The organism is Paenibacillus sp. URB8-2, assembly GCF_013393385.1.
Lineage (GTDB): Bacteria > Bacillota > Bacilli > Paenibacillales > Paenibacillaceae > Paenibacillus_AQ.
Window position 1 is genome coordinate 3,908,739 of the sequence record NZ_AP023239.1, and the last position, 18,577, is coordinate 3,927,315.

At 43.0% G+C, this 18,577-nt stretch carries 17 protein-coding genes and 2 tRNA genes; 7 read left to right on the plus strand and 12 right to left on the minus strand.

Annotated features, from left to right (window positions below; translation table 11 throughout):
• Positions 1-11 precede the first annotated feature (11 nt).
• Together PUR_RS18125 and PUR_RS18130 are read left to right on the plus strand one after the other, a co-directional pair.
• Positions 12-860, plus strand: coding sequence for a hypothetical protein (locus PUR_RS18125; RefSeq protein WP_179036454.1), 849 nt, complete (start codon positions 12-14; stop codon positions 858-860).
• Between the two features lie 26 nt (positions 861-886).
• Positions 887-1,804 (plus strand): hypothetical protein, encoded by a 918-nt coding sequence (locus PUR_RS18130; RefSeq protein WP_179036455.1) that lies wholly within the window; start codon positions 887-889, stop codon positions 1,802-1,804.
• A 213-nt stretch (positions 1,805-2,017) separates the two neighbouring features.
• Here PUR_RS18130 and PUR_RS18135 read toward each other — a convergent pair.
• The 4 genes from PUR_RS18135 to PUR_RS18150 all read right to left on the minus strand — a co-directional run bounded on the left by PUR_RS18135 (position 2,018) and on the right by PUR_RS18150 (position 8,655).
• Positions 2,018-2,092, minus strand: a tRNA-Leu gene (locus PUR_RS18135).
• A 269-nt stretch (positions 2,093-2,361) separates the two neighbouring features.
• On the minus strand, positions 2,362-4,698 hold the full coding sequence (locus tag PUR_RS18140) for a DEAD/DEAH box helicase (RefSeq protein WP_232101554.1): 2,337 nt from the start codon (positions 4,696-4,698) through the stop codon (positions 2,362-2,364).
• The gene (locus PUR_RS18145; RefSeq protein WP_179036457.1) at positions 4,695-6,614 is read right to left on the minus strand and encodes a site-specific DNA-methyltransferase; all 1,920 of its coding nucleotides are present in this window, start codon (positions 6,612-6,614) and stop codon (positions 4,695-4,697) included. Before PUR_RS18145 ends, PUR_RS18140 begins: the two co-directional genes overlap by 4 nt.
• Positions 6,615-6,972: 358 nt before the next feature.
• A complete protein-coding gene (locus PUR_RS18150) occupies positions 6,973-8,655 on the minus strand; it encodes an outer membrane protein assembly factor BamB family protein (RefSeq protein ID WP_269474733.1) in 1,683 nt (560 codons plus the stop codon).
• A gap of 123 nt (positions 8,656-8,778) precedes the next feature.
• Here PUR_RS18150 and PUR_RS18155 point away from each other — a divergent pair.
• Positions 8,779-9,929, plus strand: a protein-coding gene (locus tag PUR_RS18155) for an IS3 family transposase (RefSeq protein WP_197970096.1) whose coding sequence is annotated in 2 segments (ribosomal slippage) — positions 8,779-9,034 and positions 9,034-9,929 — 1,152 coding nt in all. Because the reading frame shifts where the segments join, the coding sequence is not laid out codon by codon here.
• 376 nt (positions 9,930-10,305) lie between these two features.
• Here PUR_RS18155 and PUR_RS18160 read toward each other — a convergent pair.
• From PUR_RS18160 to PUR_RS18170, 3 genes are all read right to left on the minus strand, one after another.
• Positions 10,306-10,899: a hypothetical protein gene (locus tag PUR_RS18160; RefSeq protein ID WP_179036459.1), complete on the minus strand. Its 594-nt coding sequence runs from the start codon at positions 10,897-10,899 to the stop codon at positions 10,306-10,308.
• Between the two features lie 226 nt (positions 10,900-11,125).
• Complete coding sequence (locus PUR_RS18165; protein WP_179036460.1) at positions 11,126-12,127, minus strand: hypothetical protein; 1,002 nt, start codon at positions 12,125-12,127, stop codon at positions 11,126-11,128.
• Positions 12,128-12,131: 4 nt separating this feature from the next.
• Complete coding sequence (locus tag PUR_RS18170) at positions 12,132-13,151, minus strand: hypothetical protein (RefSeq protein ID WP_179036461.1); 1,020 nt, start codon at positions 13,149-13,151, stop codon at positions 12,132-12,134.
• Positions 13,152-13,465: 314 nt separating this feature from the next.
• Here PUR_RS18170 and PUR_RS18175 point away from each other — a divergent pair, with 314 nt between their 5' ends.
• Both PUR_RS18175 and PUR_RS18180 read left to right on the plus strand, forming a co-directional pair.
• Entirely contained in the window at positions 13,466-14,032 is a 567-nt protein-coding gene (locus PUR_RS18175) for a hypothetical protein (protein WP_179036462.1), read from the plus strand.
• Positions 14,025-14,669 (plus strand): hypothetical protein, encoded by a 645-nt coding sequence (locus tag PUR_RS18180; RefSeq protein WP_179036463.1) that lies wholly within the window; start codon positions 14,025-14,027, stop codon positions 14,667-14,669. The genes PUR_RS18175 and PUR_RS18180 overlap by 8 nt, the downstream gene beginning before the upstream one ends.
• A gap of 58 nt (positions 14,670-14,727) precedes the next feature.
• Here PUR_RS18180 and PUR_RS18185 read toward each other — a convergent pair whose 3' ends face one another.
• The 3 genes from PUR_RS18185 to PUR_RS18195 all read right to left on the minus strand — a co-directional run bounded on the left by PUR_RS18185 (position 14,728) and on the right by PUR_RS18195 (position 16,484).
• Entirely contained in the window at positions 14,728-15,669 is a 942-nt protein-coding gene (locus PUR_RS18185; RefSeq protein ID WP_179036464.1) for a tyrosine-type recombinase/integrase, read from the minus strand.
• 173 nt (positions 15,670-15,842) lie between these two features.
• A tRNA-Leu gene (locus tag PUR_RS18190) sits at positions 15,843-15,928 on the minus strand.
• 139 nt (positions 15,929-16,067) lie between these two features.
• Complete coding sequence (locus PUR_RS18195) at positions 16,068-16,484, minus strand: WGxxGxxG family protein (RefSeq protein ID WP_179036465.1); 417 nt, start codon at positions 16,482-16,484, stop codon at positions 16,068-16,070.
• 85 nt (positions 16,485-16,569) lie between these two features.
• On the opposite strand from PUR_RS18195, the gene PUR_RS18200 reads away from it, so the two are divergent.
• On the plus strand, positions 16,570-16,722 hold the full coding sequence (locus PUR_RS18200; protein ID WP_179036466.1) for a hypothetical protein: 153 nt from the start codon (positions 16,570-16,572) through the stop codon (positions 16,720-16,722).
• A 75-nt stretch (positions 16,723-16,797) separates the two neighbouring features.
• On the opposite strand, the gene PUR_RS18205 is transcribed toward PUR_RS18200, so the two are convergent.
• Together PUR_RS18205 and PUR_RS18210 are read right to left on the minus strand one after the other, a co-directional pair.
• Positions 16,798-17,133, minus strand: coding sequence for a YolD-like family protein (locus tag PUR_RS18205; RefSeq protein ID WP_179036467.1), 336 nt, complete (start codon positions 17,131-17,133; stop codon positions 16,798-16,800).
• A 176-nt stretch (positions 17,134-17,309) separates the two neighbouring features.
• On the minus strand, positions 17,310-17,834 hold the full coding sequence (locus tag PUR_RS18210; RefSeq protein ID WP_179036468.1) for a hypothetical protein: 525 nt from the start codon (positions 17,832-17,834) through the stop codon (positions 17,310-17,312).
• A 177-nt stretch (positions 17,835-18,011) separates the two neighbouring features.
• Between PUR_RS18210 and PUR_RS18215 the strand changes: the two genes are divergently transcribed.
• Entirely contained in the window at positions 18,012-18,416 is a 405-nt protein-coding gene (locus PUR_RS18215; RefSeq protein WP_442953848.1) for a NucA/NucB deoxyribonuclease domain-containing protein, read from the plus strand.
• Positions 18,417-18,577: the final 161 nt, after the last annotated feature.

An 18,577-nucleotide genomic window follows, 5' to 3' on the forward strand; every position in this document is an offset into this window, starting at 1 on the left:
GCTCGTCCAATATGATTATAGGAACGGTAGTCAATGCTTCAGGATTACCCCAAGCGAAGCTGATGGCGGCTTCTGTAAAGCGGATTATGCCTGAGACAACCATAGTAGTCTGCCTAGTGGAACGATACCCGGTAGAACCGCTTCCAGATATTGACTGGATTTTTACGGCCAAGGATATTTCGGCTTATATCGGGTTCCACGATTTTGAAGGGTATATGTTTAAGTTTAACTCCCTCCAATGCGCCACGGCGATGAAAGGACAACTGTTAAGCTATTTGCTCAAAGCCTTTCCGGAGGAGGAGCAGATTGTGTATCTCGATCCGGAGATGTATGCATTCAAGCCGTTCAGTGAAATATGGGCCATGCTTACCTATTATGATGTTGTGCTGACTCCCCATCATCTTGAGCCCTCTGACCCTTGGGATTGCTCCCGCGAGATTGGGACGCTGCAGGACGGGACCTTTAACAGCGCGCTGGTAGGCGTTAGAAACAGCGACGGGGGACGTCATTTTGCGGACTGGTGGGTGAAGATGACTTCAGGTGATTTTTACGGACAGCCGAAAGGGTTGTATATCGACCAGCCTTATCTGAACTTCGTTCCCACTTTTTTTCATACAGGCATTCTTCGTCATCCCGGCTACAATATGGCATTCTGGAACCTGCATGAACGCTGCAGAGAACTCTACTGGGTAGAGGATCAGTATTATTTGACCGACTGGACTCTGCTTCACTGCGTAAACTTCAACAATACGGCCGGGCTGCTGGACAGCTGTATGAACGCCTTCATTCCAGACAACTGGGTTTATGCCCAAATGTGGAAGAACTACAAGCAGGATCTGGAAGCGTTGCAGAAAATCTGATTACCGAATGAAGAGGAGGACTCGTCATGATCATCTGCTCGGCGACTTGTGCAGACAATCTGCATGAGGCTAAAGTGATGGCAAGAATGGCAAAAGTTCAAATGCCATATGCCCGGGTTGTCATATGTCTGTTGGAGAGGTCGATGCATCCGGCAGCGCTTAGCGTTCCATGGTTCGACGAAGTCATTCTGGCCAAGGATATGGGAATCCCCGAATTTGAAACCAATATTCTAAAATATAGACTTTTTGAAGCGGTAACCTCCATTAAACCGGCTTTTCTCCATTTTCTGTTTGCCCGTTATCCGGATGAACTCAACATCGTATTCATGGATACGGATGTCATCCCTTACGCTCCATTCGACGATCTGCTGTTTGCCCTGGAATATCATAACATCTTGCTGTTGCCTCACCTGCTCGAGCCGTGCAGAGATCCGTGGAGCTATTTATGGGTGGGCGTCTTTAACGCCGGCATGATGGCGCTTCGGCGGTCGGAGGAAACCATGCGTTTTCTGGAATGGTGGGGACAGCGGCTGTACCATTACGGGTTTTACGAAGCACCCTTTTATTGTGATCAGAAATGGATCGATCTCGCGCCGGCTTTCTTTAACGTTACAGTATGGGATCACCCGGGGTACAATGTCGCCTACTGGAATCTGCACGAGTCCAGCCGGAAGATCATTTCGGCCGGGGAAGGGCAGTATTGGCTTGAAGGCGGCCTTCCATTCGTCTGCTTTCACTATTCCGGATTAAACAGGGCTCTGCAGTACCATTTGGAGATATGGTTTCCCGATCATTCGTATACGCTGTATGAGTTGATCCGGCTCTTTCAGGAAGAACTGTGGGTTATGGGGAAAGAGGTGTTTTCCCAGATCCCCTGGAGCTATGACTATCACCTGGATGGCACTCTTATTACCGCGGAAGAGAGAAATAGCTATCGCTGCTGAATTTAGTTAGCTTTGGTACAGCCTGAACCATGAGTTGAATAGGCTTATTTTTATAAAAAAGATCGCAAGGCTCCCATTTTTTCATGTGACCTGTGCGATCTTCTGTTGTTATTCCCCCTGGAAAACGAAAAAAGAAGAGAGCTCGATAATAAACTCTCTCCCAAACTGTTTCAAAACAAGATTTTTTGAAAAACCCTTAAAAACCAAGAATGCCGAGGACCGGGATCGAACCGGTACGGTAGTCACCTACCGCAGGATTTTAAGTCCTGTGCGTCTGCCAATTCCGCCAAACCCTTGCTATGAGTGCACTTTTAGCTATCTGTTCGATGTGAGCTCAACAGGATTCTTTAATAATGAAATACAGAAAATCCTGTGTGCTACTCTCAGTATAACATAAAAAAATGTAGAACACCAATTCCCATTTTATATACATATAATGTAATAGATAAATCTGCATATACAAGGATTACTGTTAGGAGAGTCTGATTATCTTCTGTCGCTGACCTAAAGTGAAGCCTACATAGTATTTCCCACTACTCACTGTTTATGCGAAATAATTAATCGAGCTCCAAAAGAAGTTTCTCCAGACTATCAAATGTTTTTTCTTTTATTCCGCCAATTTTTTTGCGTATTAAAGTAAAACCATTTCTGTCGCCACTTTTAGCCCAAGTATCGCCATTCTTTTCATACTTGCCCTCTAATATCAGGGCGACTCTAACTCCAAGTTCGTTAATATCTAAGAGTTTTGTTGATATTGCCGCTTCCAGTAAATGCTTTCCCTTAGGGTCAATGACCCAAATACTCTTATTCGACCAAAAGATAAAATCTGGCATGAAATTCGCACTATCAGCTCCATAAAATGGAATAGGGATATTAAATCCAACTGATGTACTAGGGTTCCTTGTCCAATGTTTTCCTGTTCGATCGAGAGCTTCTGCGACACTAACTTCAAAGGGATTCAGACCATTGTACTCGTTATGGACTGAATTTTTAAATTCGCGCACTTTATATCTTTCTTCTCTTAGAGTACCTACTCCCATTATATTAGGTGTAATTAATCTAAACGAAGGAACTGTATAAGTTTCAATATCCAAACCTAATATCTCAATATTCTCCTCCAATTCCTTTTTTATTATAGGAATTAAGGAAGAGAGTGTAATTAAAGCAGATGAACCCCATTGAATCTTTTGAGTCATTTTCGGATTAATTTGAAGGTCATGCGTAAATATATTCCCTGTACTATTTACAATTCTCGAGTCAATTCTCTGAAGTTGGGAAGAAACATACTCCCAAACTGTTATACTGTCACTATACTCTTTCTCCTCCTCACGACGAAGATAATCAAGTTCGCCTTTAGCTACCTCAAGAACCCTAGTTATAATATTTCCCTTAGCTCTGCATTCACTATCTGCGAAAAGCGGAACATACTTCAAAACAATACTGTCGTTATCTTTAGGTTTGCCACCAGTCATAAATATTTTTGGAACATGAGCAACTATAGCAGGAGCAACTTCTCTACTTTTCGGTAAAGGAAGATCATCTTTAATAATCAGTACTTCATGCCCTTCAATTTCCATTTCTTTTTGAGTCCTCTCTATAAGCAGGGCAAATTCCTCATCAGCAATATTAAAATAGAAATATGCAGAGTTCAAATCAGGATCTTCAAAAAGTTCTGCATTAGGCTGTCTAATAAATCTACCTATTTTTTGAACCATATCGGTATGCGAGCGTCCACGATCATCTATGTAAGCAACGTAGGCTAGAGGTTCATCCCAGCCTTCTCTAAGAGTCAAATTCCAAATTATATGAGAATAGTTACCATTACGTAATATTTCTGGTGATCTCTCTTGTGGCTTTTTCCCTGTATATGTGTCATTTAGCCCATTCAATGATCCAAATCTGTCAACTGCGATATCTTTAGCACCGTTTAAATGAACAGCAATCTTGCTTTTTGGAACACCTAACTTCACCAATGACTCCCAGACATCGATTCCTCTTGACGAACTATTCACAATACAACACATTATTGGCGAAAGTTTCTCGCGTTCCAGCTTTATAGACAATTCCTCATATTTCACCTGTGCATCTTGAATAGCACTATCAGTAGAAGTATTACACTCTGTAAAATAAAGTCTTCTTTTTAGTAACCCTGCATCTACAACTTGTCTTGTTGGCACAGCAACAGTTCGCTCTTTGAGAGCAAACTCTCGTTCTTCTTGATTGTTTCCAGGCAACAAATAGGCAAGGTCAGGAGGAAATGAACTAGCTGATGCCAAGACAAAAGCAATTGGATTTAAATCTGCTAATCTGCGAAACTGTTCAACTGTAGCTCCATGTCCTTCATCATAAAATACATAAAGCTTACGTCTTCTGGATTCTTCAAGTTGTCCATACACATCAAATTTCGACAGCATTTCCCATCTTGAGGTTTTCCCATAAACTCCTGTTTTATGAATCTTCAATGCATCTCCATCCTGATTAAAAGAGGCTACGGTGGCAAGTAAAATAGTTAATCCAGAGGTTGAAGATAAGATATTGTTCCAATCAAAAGTACTCATTTCATTTAACAAGAAAACTTCAGTATTGGGAGGTAACAAATCAGCGTACTTTCCACCTGGTCTTAAATTGTTGAATGTTTGTGAAATAACAGCCCCTCTTGATGTAGTCCACAATATAATCCCATTCTTTATCTGACTTGCAGACAATGCTAGTATGGGGGTTTTTCCAGCTCCAGTAATAGCCTTAAGTCTACATACTACGGGTTCAAGTTCACCACTCGTTCTATTATAGAGAGGCTTCAATTTATTTGACGGATAACTGCTAACGAGTCCAGCTAGATCAGAGGCCGCATTTATTTGAAAAGGCTTGAGTTTATCAATTGTGATCAAGCTCATTCTTCAGTAACTCCTTCTTCTTCAAGAGATAGAATACCAAGTTTAGCTAAAATAGCATCTGGAATTTGATGAAACCGATATATATGATCCGCGAACGGACCTTCATTAGCTCCCGCATAAACATGGATTGGCTTTGAACAACCTATTGCTTCTGCTTCTGATAAAATTGCTTTTAGTACTTCAATGGTTAACGTCCTTCCTTCTTTACCAGCTTCCCAAACCAAAGCGATTCCCATTCCCGATCTAGTGTGACCAATTAAGTATCTACAACCCTGAACTCTACAATCTATTCGATTAGACTCCTCATCAGCAACCTGCAAAATAACATCCGAAAGACTCTCTCTATTCGAGGCCATTATTTCCTCTTTAGTGATTGCCTTGTCGGCTTTAAAAAAAGTGAAACCAGAATCATATGTTTCATGTTGCTTTCCATCGGCCCAATTTCCCGAAATCACCCTTCTTAGCCGTTCTGCAGTCAGACTGTCAGTGTATTCCTTTTGCTTATAAATGGAATTTTTCCCGACATATCCGCCTTCAATTAAAATAAATCTTCTGTTACCCCCGTCCTCTTGGTTCATATCCAAAACTGAATGCCCCGTAGTCCCTGATCCCGCATACGGATCTAAAATGATGCTGTTTTTATCATTCCATGTAACCAAGTTAAATAATTTGCTTAGAATAGTAGGATCTTTAGGATTCTTGAAAGCTTCGTTGCCAAATATCTTTTTTATCTGCATAACAGAACCACGGGAATCCTTTGTAATAACTGATGTAAAGACATCCTTTTCTCTACCCTCAAACAAATATTTTTTAATCTTAGGCGTTCCTTTATCAACTTTTTTCCAAATTACTCTATCATCATTTATTAACTTTTGAAATTCTTCTGGACTGGAGATAATCCATCCTTTTGGAGGCTTCCTTACTGGATTCTTAGTATCAGGATGAAAAATATCATAATCAGGTCCACCACCGCCTGGCCATGAAGGATCATCTTCTTTAAAGGGACCTAGTTCGGAGGATTTACTATCAACCCCTACATATTGTCTAACTGTCCAAAGAGGATTTTCTTTTTTTATTCCTTTTACAAACATTTTCAGACCCTCTGAGATAGAACTATAATCATCCTCAAACTCTTGCTGTAGACGATTGAATTCTTCCATAAATGATTCAAGTCCTGGTTTTATCACTCGCCATTTCCCTTTAATTTTCGCCTTTGCGTCAAGCTCATTTACATTATTTGCCCAAACCAACATATATTCATGTCCCTCGGAAAAATATGTTGTATCATTCTTTCGTGATCTTTCCCATATTAAAGTTGACAACCTATTTTGTGGTTTGAAGATTTCTTCCATTAGCAGCCAAAGTCTAGGCAACTCATGTTCATCAATTGAAGCAATTATTACACCTGTTTGCTTAAGCAATTTTTTCGCTGCCCAAAGTCGTGGTGCCATATGATTAATCCATTTAGTATGTCGATTCGGATCATCAAGAGAGACTAGTTCGGCAGTACGCCCTACTTCTTTCCTTTTTTGTTTCACTTCATTTTTATTAAGTAAGTAATCGTCATTATATGGAAAAGAATCATTTCCAGTATTATAAGGCGGATCGAGATAAATTACATCTATTTTGCCACGGTAATCTTTCAAAAGTGACGTCATTACTGATAAATTCTCACCATCAATAATTAAATTATCTGATTTGTTTGGTGAAAATGATTTTTTTTGTATCGGAACTAGCTTGACAGGTTGTATTTTATCAGCAAGAAATTTTTGTCTACCTCGCCATTGTAAAGAGGAGTCCAAATTATCTTCACTTGAGATAGAAGAAAAAATCTTTCCTAATTTAATTTCTTCATCTTTGTCAATGAGCAAACGTATTAATTCCTCTTTATCTAAATCTCCATAAAATGAATCCATATATAAACCTCCAAATTTACTTGTGTGACAATCATGTAGTTAACAGGTTAGACCTAGAATGCAGCGAGAGGTTCTCTCTCCTCACTGCTGTACTATAATATAGTTCTATAAAATCCGTCAAATCCCTAGTTACCCCAAAACTGTTTAACATTCCATTGCTATGCTCCTTTTATACAGTAAAAATTCTCCCTTTGCTCACTATGATCTTAATCGCTTTATTGGTATCGGCAATACTTCCTTAACTTTTCCATCATATTTGCTTTCCAAGCATATTTTATATTTATCTTATATTCCATAATTTATTAATAGTTGTTTTTTTGGAATAAAAAAGCGTCCTACTGGACGCACAATATAATCATTATTGCCTTGTTAGTTTCTCCTTCCTAAATTCAATATCATACGTTAAGGTATTCTTGTCTGCATCCAAATTCAATTTAACTTGCTCAGAGCCATCAGCCTCTACAACCATGCTATATTCGTCTTCATAAGTAATCACAAAAGACTCCTTAAACGGTTCCCGCTCCTGATAATATTCCAGCGTTCCTCCAGAATCATCTATAAGTTCAAGATCGAAGCATAAAGTTTGCGAAGAATCGCACCATTTGCCTTCAAACCCACTGACACGCAGTTCTCCCTCCTGTCCCGTCTCTGCCGCTGCACTTGTTTTCTCCAAGAAATATTTCTGTTCATTATCCTTATATTCCAATACACCTGAGTCAAAGAGTATGAGTATGGTTGGCTTTTCCTCAATTCCAATTTTGGCCATCAGCGTTCCACTAGGATAAACATACTTAAACGGTTGAGGATTTTCTCCCCCCTGACTATAGAAGGTTATAACACCAGAAGTACTGTCAGTAAAAGAAAGTTTAAATGCCATTTCATCACTGCCAGGTGTACTCCAATTTCCTTCATACAAGCTAAGATCATATAGCCCGTCTGAGTTCTTCTCCATTACTCCGTCATTAGTGATTGTATTATCGGCTGCTTTCACTTCCTGCTCATTGTCAACCGTTTGCTCTTTCTTTACTGCATTTTCGCCACCTTGATATGCTGTGACTGTCTGCTCCATATTTGTAACAATGACACTCCCATTTACAAAGGCTGGAGGATACATAATGTAATCATCCACTGGATAATGCCAGAGCTTCTCACCAGTTTCTTCATTAATAGCTGTAAGGTTCGAGAAATCAGGCAAGTTCTTAAACTGCTCGTCTTGTCCATCAAAGATACCAATGTAAAGAGTATTCTCAATGACCGATGGTGTAGTTATCGCCGCACCCATCACCACGGAATTCTTCTCCTCTCCAAATTGCTTATTCCATGCTTCATTCCCAGAACTCGCATCAAGTGCGATTATGCTTCCACTCTTCTTTTCTGTGAGAAGCACCTTATCCTTTGATATTGTTATATCAGGAGAGTTCGGCAGCCCTAATAATTCATTGTCATACTCCCATAATAGCTCGCCTGTATTGGAGTCATAGCTAGCAACATTGCCGCTAATATTAACGGCGATTATCTGCTGGTCCGAAGCAGCATAGCTATTTATAACTCCTTTAGTGTTAAAGCTATGTAGTTCTTTTCCGTTCTTTTCATTAATAATAAGCATCTTTCCAGCAGCAGGAATGTATAGCTTATCCTGAATCACTGCAGGAGCTATGGTCGACGACCAGTCCCCCGCAAGCTTCCATGCTTCTTTTCCTGATTGGAGATCAATGGCTTTAAGAACCGCTGGCCCTTCCTTGGTTAGGTCTGTGATAAACACATGGTTAGTAGAAGCTACTGTAGTTGGGAATCTCGACGGAAACGCTAATTCAGAACTGAAATTATACTCCCACATTTCCTCTCCAGTTCCCTTCTGAACCGCATGCAAACCTGAGCTATCCGTATAAAGTACGCTATCACTTACAACTGCTGGAACTGAGGCCTGCCCGTTCACACTATGACTCCACTTCTCTTCTCCCGTGGAAGTATCCACCGCATATAGCTTCTCAGCACTTGAGAAATATATATTCTCATCTGTAGTCAGAACCTGTCCAAAAATCTCATTTTCACCACCCTTAAAAACCCACTCTTCCGCAGCAACACCTTTGTTGCTAGACTAAAAAGTAGACATGGGGAACCGAGAATCGGGTAAAATGAACCTATCCAAATTCGAGGTGCTAACATGACGAAAAAATACGATAAAGAATTTAAACTGCAAACGATTCAGATGATCCAGGAAGAAGGAAAGGCGGTGGCGCAGGTCGCCCGCGAACTGGGGATAAGCGACAACACCCTGTATCGTTGGATGGCGGAATATAAGCAAGACGGTGCACAAGCCTTTCCAGGCAGTGGACAACTGAAAGCCGACGATAAGGCAATGAGAGACCTTCAGAAACGCATTCGTGATCTGGAAGAGGAGAACGACATCTTAAAAAAGGCGATGCACTACTTCGCCAAAGACCGGCGCTGATCTATGCCTTCATCCACGATCATCGCTTCAAGTGCCGAGTCTCGAAGATGTGCAAAACCTTTGATGTATCCCGAAGCGGCTATTACAAATGGACCAAGCGAAAAGCCAGCAAACGTGAAAAACGACGTCGCAAGTTGGAGCGGCGGATCCGTCGTATCTTTCTGGAATCGCGTCGATTATATGGAAGCCCCAAAGTAGCAAAAGAACTTCATAAGCAGGGCATACGTGTATCCGAGAAAACGGTCGCTCGGATCATGAAGGAGCTGGGTTTACGCTCTCGCACGGTGAAGAAATACAAGGCCACAACAAATTCGAAGCACAACCTGCCCGTCCAAGAGAACGTGCTGAACCGCGAGTTTAATCCGGCAGCTCCAAACAAGGCCTGGGTGGCTGATATTACGTATATCCCGACCGATGAGGGTTGGCTGTATTTGGCGAGCATCATGGACCTGTACAGTCGTAAAATCGTTGGCTTCCACATGGATCAGCGAATGACGAAAGAACTGGTGTTAACGGCGCTGGATCGTGCCTACAGCCAGCAGCGGCCTCGTGGTGAGGTGCTGCATCATTCGGATCGTGGCAGTCAGTACGCTTCCCATGACTACCAAGCGCGACTGCGCACCTATAAGATGAAAGGCAGTATGAGCCGTAAAGGGAACTGTTACGATAATGCGTGCATCGAATCGTTCCACAGTGTGCTCAAGAAAGAACTCGTCTACTTGGAAAAATTCAAAACACGCAAGGAAGCCAAGAAACGCATTTTTGAATACATTACTTGTTTTTACAATGGAAAGAGAATCCATTCAGCAATTGGGTACTCTACGCCCAATGAGTACGAACGTATGTACCGATTCGCTGCATAATTTTCTCGATTCTTTGTGTCTACTCTATTGACAGAGGTACAGATTTTTCTTTTTCTTCTTTAAAGTCTCCCGCAGCATCAGTTATGCGCTGCATGAAAGTGACGTACATATAGATATACTTGCATTACAGGTTAAAAGGTTTGGATTATAGATGAATTTTTTTATGAACTAGCCCTCCATCTGCTAGTATGACTCGGATTCTTCGCATATGGGTTTTAACCGTATTAAGTGGAATTCCACACTCGCTGGCTATGACACTTAGCTTGAACCCCTTTATTCGTAGATAAGCAATCTGTGCCTGAACAGAATTCTTTCCTTCAATAAACTGGACAATCTCTCTTTCCATCTCTTCCTCCATAAGCCGATTTCCTGTACCTTAAGTTATCGACCCCTTGGGACTCCAATAACTCAAATGCAATTCTGGCACCTTTAAACGGTACTTGTGTGCTTTCCTGTCATATTTGAATCCTAACTGTTTAGTCATATAACCGTGCTTTAGACGTAGGTACAGAAACCTCCCCAGATACATTAAGAAACCGTCAGAAAGGTTGCCGTACCTGTGCTCCCGCTCCCAGAACCGCTTTACTACATCAGAAAAAACAAGATATGAATCCTGATACAGTCCGAGCATAGGCGGCTTCGCATACCAGCAACATGCCATCAGGCGCTGAATCGTACGGGAGATCACAACTTGGACTAAGGGATTGCTGAAAGTAGCATTTACATTTTCAGCAGTATGCGTCTTCTGACTCAACAACCCCTCCAGCAAACTATAAGCTTCTTCAATGAGTTCCATGGGATGCTCAACTTTGCATTCCATTTGACTGAACACAAGCTGGCTTTGACTTCGCCATAATTGAGCACGTTCAGTACTATGAAGAAGAGTACTACCTGAAGGCGGACTCTGCCATATCTTCATGAACACCACAAACTGTCTTTCAAAACCTTTCCTCCACGCTTGATAATCCATAGATAACTTCCTTTCTTTTTGAGGTTAGTAGTAGTACTGCTGAATGCAAAAAAGGACAGATAGCAGCCGCAGTTAAAGGCACCGTTGCACCTTTGATCTACGAACTTCTACCTGTCCTACTGTCCTACTGTCCTTCACTACATCCCATTCACAATCCTACGCATATAGCTGTTCCAATAAACCTGGAATTTAATCCCCCTACAGCAAATTCCCTAGCTTAGCCTGATCAGTATAACTGCCTAATTGGTTGATCCGGCCTATCCCAAAGAGCTCTGATCTCCTCCATACGCTGCTTATTCATGACAGCTCCAATGTTCCCCGCACCTACTGAACCCTGGCTTAAAACGTCAATAAATTGCTCTGTGAAGGCTCTCATGTCCATCGCTCTACAGATGTCTTCTACTGTAATGTAAACCATACGGCAGTATCTTGGATTCCATATCCCCAGCCTGTCTATCTGAGGATGAAAGTCTGGAGTAAGGCAGGATAATATCCAATAGCCAATAAGCTGTCGCAGATGACGTATGGCATATTTGAAGCTGGATTCCACCTTAATCTCAATCAGCATATCATCCAGAATTAGATCCCCGTCAGCGCCGCCCACAAGCCCTGCAATAGCCCTTCCAAATGATGGATTACAAACAACTCCCCGCTCTGCTATGAAGAGTGATTGCCGTTCCTGAGTGGCTTTAATCAAGCTTCTAAGGTCAACAATATCTGCATCCACTACATTCAAAGGGCCCTGCACATCCATGTATCCAGATCGGTAATAGCTTTCAAGATGGGCTAATACCAGGCTGTCTTGCAATAAAATATCGTCCAGTTCCACTTGACCGTTAATATACCTATTCCTGTGCTCTATTATAGAAGCAAAACGGGCATTCAGATGTGCATCTGAAGTTGACCACCGCTCCAAGCCAGCAAATGCCGCAAGCTCTTCTGCTGTCTGTTCCTGATGGACACCGTTTATTTTCTGCACATAGGCACGAAGCAGATAATCGTAGGCATGACCTATTAGTCCTGCTGTGGAATGCTTTCGCGGGACAATCTGTACAGGATTCGTTGGGAATGGATCTCCACCATCAACATTCTGGAAGTGCACCTTCATATTTGGGATTGTTGCAAATAGAGCCTTGATGTTTTTATCGAACGTCAGCAAGCTTGTCAGAGACATAGACTGTTCCTTTCTGGATTCATATCCATACCCACTAAAAAACTTTATCCTCAACCGACTATGTTACATCCCGTTGACCCATTTCTCTTTTACGTGGCAGTCTTCTATACTCAGGACACCTTTCAGTTGCTATCCCTTCAACAGGAGTAAATGTTTGCAGATCAGCGAAGGGAAGAATTAACGGTGGCAATGTTAGGTTTTCAAGTATGGGAGATATCCCAGCTTTTCGAAGCTTCCTTAAATACCTTCCTTTTGTATCGCTATACACACCGTCCAATGCATTGCGTCCATATGCATCAATGAAACCCATCATGTGAATTGCCGCCGCTCCCCCATATAAAACCGTGAGCTTCTTTTGCACCTCATTAGCTGACGAGATTGTTAGATTGGCCATAGGAAGTGTATTAAAATACTTTGCAATCATTGAACCAGTTACTTCATCCGTGCACAGCTCACCAAACTTCCGAGAGTTTGCGTTTCCAAGACTTAATGTTCTGTATCGCACTTCATATCTTAAGATTCCCTGACAGCGCTCAACCTCTTCCATAGTTACACCCTGCTCTTTCAGTACTTTCTTCTGCTTGTCATAAACCTGATGTTCCATGTGATCGCACTTAAATGATACAGATTCACCTGCATACGTTATTGTCTGGTACCTTGGCAGCTGAGCCTTGCTGAAGACCGATATATAGTCCTGTACTTGATCTCCCACCTGAAAGTCGTGATAGGTATGCATTTGGCGGACTGACCATTCTGGAATGGGATCTGCTTCTATCTTGATGCCTTCCAGACACTTCTGTAACGTTAAGAATACCTGATCCCGATGACTATCATTTAAGGAGATTAGCGAAGAACCCGTTATCAGTTTTGGCAGTGATGAAATATGAAGTCTCAACTTGTAGTTCTGAACTGTGTATTGAACAACAACTTTACAGGTGGCTCCTTGAATTTCATATTTATAGCAATCATATTCTCCTGTTTCCTTGTGGTAGGTATTATGTGCCTTTGAGCTTAGAATCTGCATTGCCTCTTCAGAAAGTATTGCCCTGGTCTGCAACTCCAGTGTATCTATCTTCATGATGTTAACCTCCTTATACGGATGTAGTGCCTGTAACTTAGTTAACTACTGCAGAATTGCCGTACTTTTTGGTATTGGTATTAGAGACATTCTCTTTTAAACAGATGCTTCGATCTTGTGAGAACGAATTCCGCATCTTTACCGCTTTTTTTTAATAACTGTGAGCTATGAAGTTCTCAAAGATCATTGCACCTGAAACATTTCCAGGATACGGTTATAATACAACGTTGTAAACTTAAAGTAAAGTTTATTTTATATTTACTTTTCTAGTGTTTCTGTTATACTGTACATAAGAATAAGGAGGTAGTTGTATCATGAAAAAGGACAACGCTGGAAGAATGGTGAATGGTGAAGAGCTTATGGAGTTTAAAGGTCTAACATTTAATGAACGAATTAAGTGGGTACGGGAGGAGTTAAATAAGATCTACATTGGCGAGTACAGTGTCAAACAAGTCGCAATAAGCAGCGGAGCAATTAGTCACGTGGGATTGTACAATCTGGAAAAAAGTAGTGATAGTTCGCCAAGGAAAAATACACTCAAAGAACTAGCGAGTTTTTATCAGGTGCCTCTGGCAATCTTCAGCGCAAATGATCCAGACCCATTCTTTCTGGGAAAACAATTTGGCGATGAAAACATTGAACAGAAGACAGCTGATATTCGTGATCCACTTTACAAGCTTCGTCACACCTTTGTTTTATACTCACCTGAAGGTAAGCCTGTTTTAGAAGAGGCAATCGAAGTGGACGTAAGACATATCGATGCAGAAGAGTGGTTACAGCGTCTTCAGTATGAAAAAGATATATTACAGAAGCGATTATTGAAGCAGAAGAAAATAGATGAAGCTTATGATTATTTAAACGGGAGAAAGCACCATGATTGATTTGATGGCAGGAGTGGACATATCAACACAGGGGATAGAAACAGTCGTCAGCCTATCGACTCCTACATTCATTGACATTAGGAATAGCAGTGTTGAATACGCGCCCAACTTCCCCAATATGATGTACACTCTATGGGCGTTTATTTGTAGTCATAGAAGGTTCCCTTCACAAACTGAATATACGCAGTACTTTTTAAGTGTCCATTCCAGTACCTTATCCACTCTGAATGAAGCAGCAGTCAAGGCTAGACTGCTTCGATCATTCCCTTCCCTTATCAGGGAGATTCATTTTTATGCTCTGGTTAAGGAATCTGGCCTCTTTCAAGAAGTAAACTATTCAGCTAAATTGGATGTGGAGGATGGCACAGATCTTTCCGTAAAATGTGGAGGCTATGAATATGGAGTTTCTTGTTACGTGCAAACCGAAAGATCTTTGGAGTACAGGAGAAGGAAGAGAAGCCGCCCGCGTACTCCAAAAACCAATTCGATTGAATTACCGCTGGACCTAAGCTCAGGCACCACAGTCAACGGGTGGATATTCTATAATAGAAATCATGTTCACGATTTGCTGGACCACATAATCGAATATGCTTCCAAGAACTACAATCAATGCTTCCTGGATGTTATGGGTGTCTAGCAGCAATGCATACAGTAAGGCAACCATACTCAAAATGAGTACAGTTGCCATCTTGTTATTACCGTATCTTCCCAACCCGCTTCTTCTGCTGTATCAAGCGATTCAACGGAGATGCCGTATTATGCTGTTCCTTCATATCATTGTCAGAGAGCCGCACATACCGCTTCGTCATGGTCATGTCCACGTGGCCCAGCATACGCTGTAGGCCGAATGCATTGCCGCCACCTCTCAGGAAGACCACAGAGAAGGCATGACGCAGCGCATAAGGCCAGATATGAATACCCAACTTCTTGCCGTACATTTCCACACGGTCACCCCATGTGTGTCTGGTCAGTGGCTTCCCTTCATTAGTACAGAAGATAGGTGCCTTTCCCTTCCACTCTTCGGGATGAATGGAGATTAGCTCCGAGATAGCATCTACTGTGATTGGAGATAATGGCAGTGTGCGTGTCACTCTTGTCTTGGCTTTCGTAGCATCTATACGGATCTCATAGGCTCGGGGATGAAAATCGTCCTCCATTAGTCCAAAGGCTTCCTTCGGCCGTATGCCGCAATCCAGAAACATCAGGAACAGTGCATAGTCCCTCAACCCAGCGAAGGTTTCCTGATTGGGTAATGTGATTAATCGGGCCAGCATCTCTTCATCAATAGTTACGGACCTGCCTTCGTCCTTACGCTTTTTGAAACCATCCAGAGGGTTATCTTCCAGCACACCATGCTCACAGCACCATTTGAAGAAGGTCCGCAGGTACACTAGCCGATTGTTATAAGTGGCTGGCTTAATGCCTTCCTGGCTCAAATGCTCGCAGACGGCGTTCTCCAGCTCATCGTAAGAGTTTCTGGCTTCTGGATACCGTTTATACAGCAGCTGTATATGCGTGGAGTAGTCCAGCAGCGTCTGCTCGCTGATACCGTTTGCCTTCTTCCAAGTAATGAACCGATCCATAGCCTCTTCCATTGTTGCGGGGGTTTTCTTGATCTTGTTTACGCGTGACGCCATAAAAGAATCCTCCTTTGCTTCTACCTGTTTTGTGAAGAACAGATAGCTCAAAAGAGGACCTCTAGCAGGGAATCCTGTGCGGCTGTTGCAGCCCATTTAAAGCACACAGGATTCGCTATTTTTCTGGTTTGCGGAAATGAATCCAAAGGGCCAAAACCCTTATAAATCAAGAATGCCGAGGACCGGGATCGAACCGGTACGGTAGTCACCTACCGCAGGATTTTAAGTCCTGTGCGTCTGCCAATTCCGCCACCCCGGCAGGGGTAAATTACTTTATTCCGCATAACGCGACAAGATATATAATATCATGGTTTCGGGTTTGACGCAATCTTATTTTTTTAACAAAGCATAGCCCGTACCGGCGCTTTACCGGATACGGGCCATGGGTGCTGCTTCAATTAACGGTGTTCGCGACTTCTGTTTCTCATGCCCGCCAGACCGAGCAGACCAATCAGGCCAAGCCATCCCCAGTCAACGTTGTTGTTCCGGTTGTTGTTTGCTGCGGTGGCACGGTAATTTCCTGTGCGCGTCGTGTTCGCGAGCGGAGTAACCGTATTGTCATTGGTGCGCGTCGTACCAACGCCTGTAGGATAGGTTGTCCGGTCTCCGCGGTACATATTGCCGGTCAGTCCATCATTGGTCCCAGTACCATGGATCGCGATATCTCCCGCTCCCACTGTCTCGGACGCGTTCGATGCATACCCGACCCCCATCAGACTCATCGATAAAACAGCAGTGCATGCAAAGCTAGCCATCAGCTTGTTCAAAGGTGAGTACCTCCTTGTTGTGTTAGTCGCTGTTAGCTTCCCCCTCATGTCTACACTCTATTCACAGCACAGCATACCGAATGATTTAACCTTCTGCCGGGAACACTAACTCGAAGAAAGGTGGGGTGAACTTATGGATATACACAGCGACAGCTACAAAGTTGCAGCTCTGGACCAGAAGGATGCCATTGAAATCATCCGCAGCGCTGAGGCCAGCATTGCCCAATTAACGGGCAGTCCCGTTACGTTGATCGCCTACGAAATAAGCGGAGATCCTGAAAGTTAAACGTACGTATCAATTGCACAATCGCAGCTGAACATAAGGCGCGGACTGCCGTTGGGCTGTTCGTGCTCACTTTAACTAACCGGGATGTACTTCCAAGATACTATCCAGTCCGATCCACTTCCATTCGTCCGCCCATTGGAGCTTGATTTCCCGAGTGTGGGCATGAATGGAGGTGACAAATCCGCTCAGCTTCATCTCCTCCAACGAATCCCACAAAACAACCGTTATCCGAACATGCTCCCGCAGCGACAGAGACAGCGTTCTTTCCATCTCTTCCCGCTTCCGTTCATCAATCACGGGCTGCTTCCGGCGAAGTATCTCCCGCTGCCCTTCCGGAATCCGCTGCATCTGCTCTTTAATCATCATACGGCTGCTCTCCAGCAGCCCATTTCCCTCCAGTTTCTTGCCCAAAGGGAGTCGCCTCCTTTTTAAAATAACCCACAAAGTACCTAGTTGTCGCGAAATAGGAACGTATGTTTGTATTATAACCACTGTTTATATTTTGAATCAACAAGAAAAAAATAACAGCGAAAAAGGCGCGGACAGCTGCTGCTGCGCGCCTTCTTATTCGGACGGTTTGACCCGGTCTATTCGCTTTTCTTCGTATCCAGCAGGCCGGTCGCTTCTCTCGCTTCGTTAAGCTTGGAAATGCCGTACAGCATGACAATATCCGCATTTTTGTTCATTTGATTGAACTGTTCGGCGGTTACATCGGGAGAATCAGCGCTTTGCGAGGCTTCTTTCTTGATTTCATAGGCTTTTTGAAAAGAGTCTTTGGCTTCGGTCAGCAGCTTCTCGACGTTATCCGGAAGTCCGGGTGTAACCTTTACGTCATCGGCCTTGTCCGACAAATCGGAGGCCGTATCCTGGAACTTCTCGATCGCCTTCTCCAATTGGTCTGCCGTCATGTTGCCTCCGGAATAGGAAGCCAACGCTTCATTGAAATCTTCAAGGGATGATTTCGCAGTCTGATCAAGTGACGATATCTCGTTGTAAAATTGCTGAACGCTTTCCTGCACATCTTCATGGGACAATGCAGCTGGCGCTTTTCCGCCGCAGGCGCTTAGAAGCACAAATGCTAATGCTATGCCTGCCAGTAAGGCTTTTCTCATTTCTTCTATCCCTCCTTTTAAAAGGATAGAAAAGATTGCGAAAATGCGCAACTAAAAAAAATGGGAAATGATCTGTGAAAGAATCAATAAAATGAATTATAATAAAATTCATGGCTTTATTAACAGAAAAGGAGTATGACGTTGCGTAAACGAAAACGAATGATATATCTTCTTGCAATGCTCCTGCTGCTTCTGCTGCTGTCTTATCTTGCCGAACAGAACGGGTGGGATATCGGGAACTCTCCTTCATCCGACTCGGAAGTGGTGCAATTGATTTTTCCGTCGGACGAATACCCGGAAACGGCGAAGCATATTGAAAAAGCGATCTCCAAAGGCGAGCCCAAGATATGCACGATCGACCGGGAAGGAGCTGAAGAGAACCGCCGGGAGTCGCTGAAGGGCATTCCAACCAAAAAACATTACGACCGCGATGAATGGCCTATGGCCATGTGTAGAGAAGGCGGAACGGGAGCGGACATCGCATACATATCGCCGGCCGATAACCGCGGAGCAGGCGGCTGGGTAGGCAATCAGTTGGAGAAATATGAGGATGGGACACGGGTTGAATTTATTTTGAGATAAAAGAAACTACCCGAACGCGGAAGAATAGTGCTGCCCATACCATATAGTTTCCTGTGACATATTCTGTGTTGTATCCATTTCAGAGGAGTTCTAAAAGGAATAATCTGTGCGACCCCTTTAAGCCTTACTTAAAGGGGTTATTCTGCTTTCAAGAGTGCCGA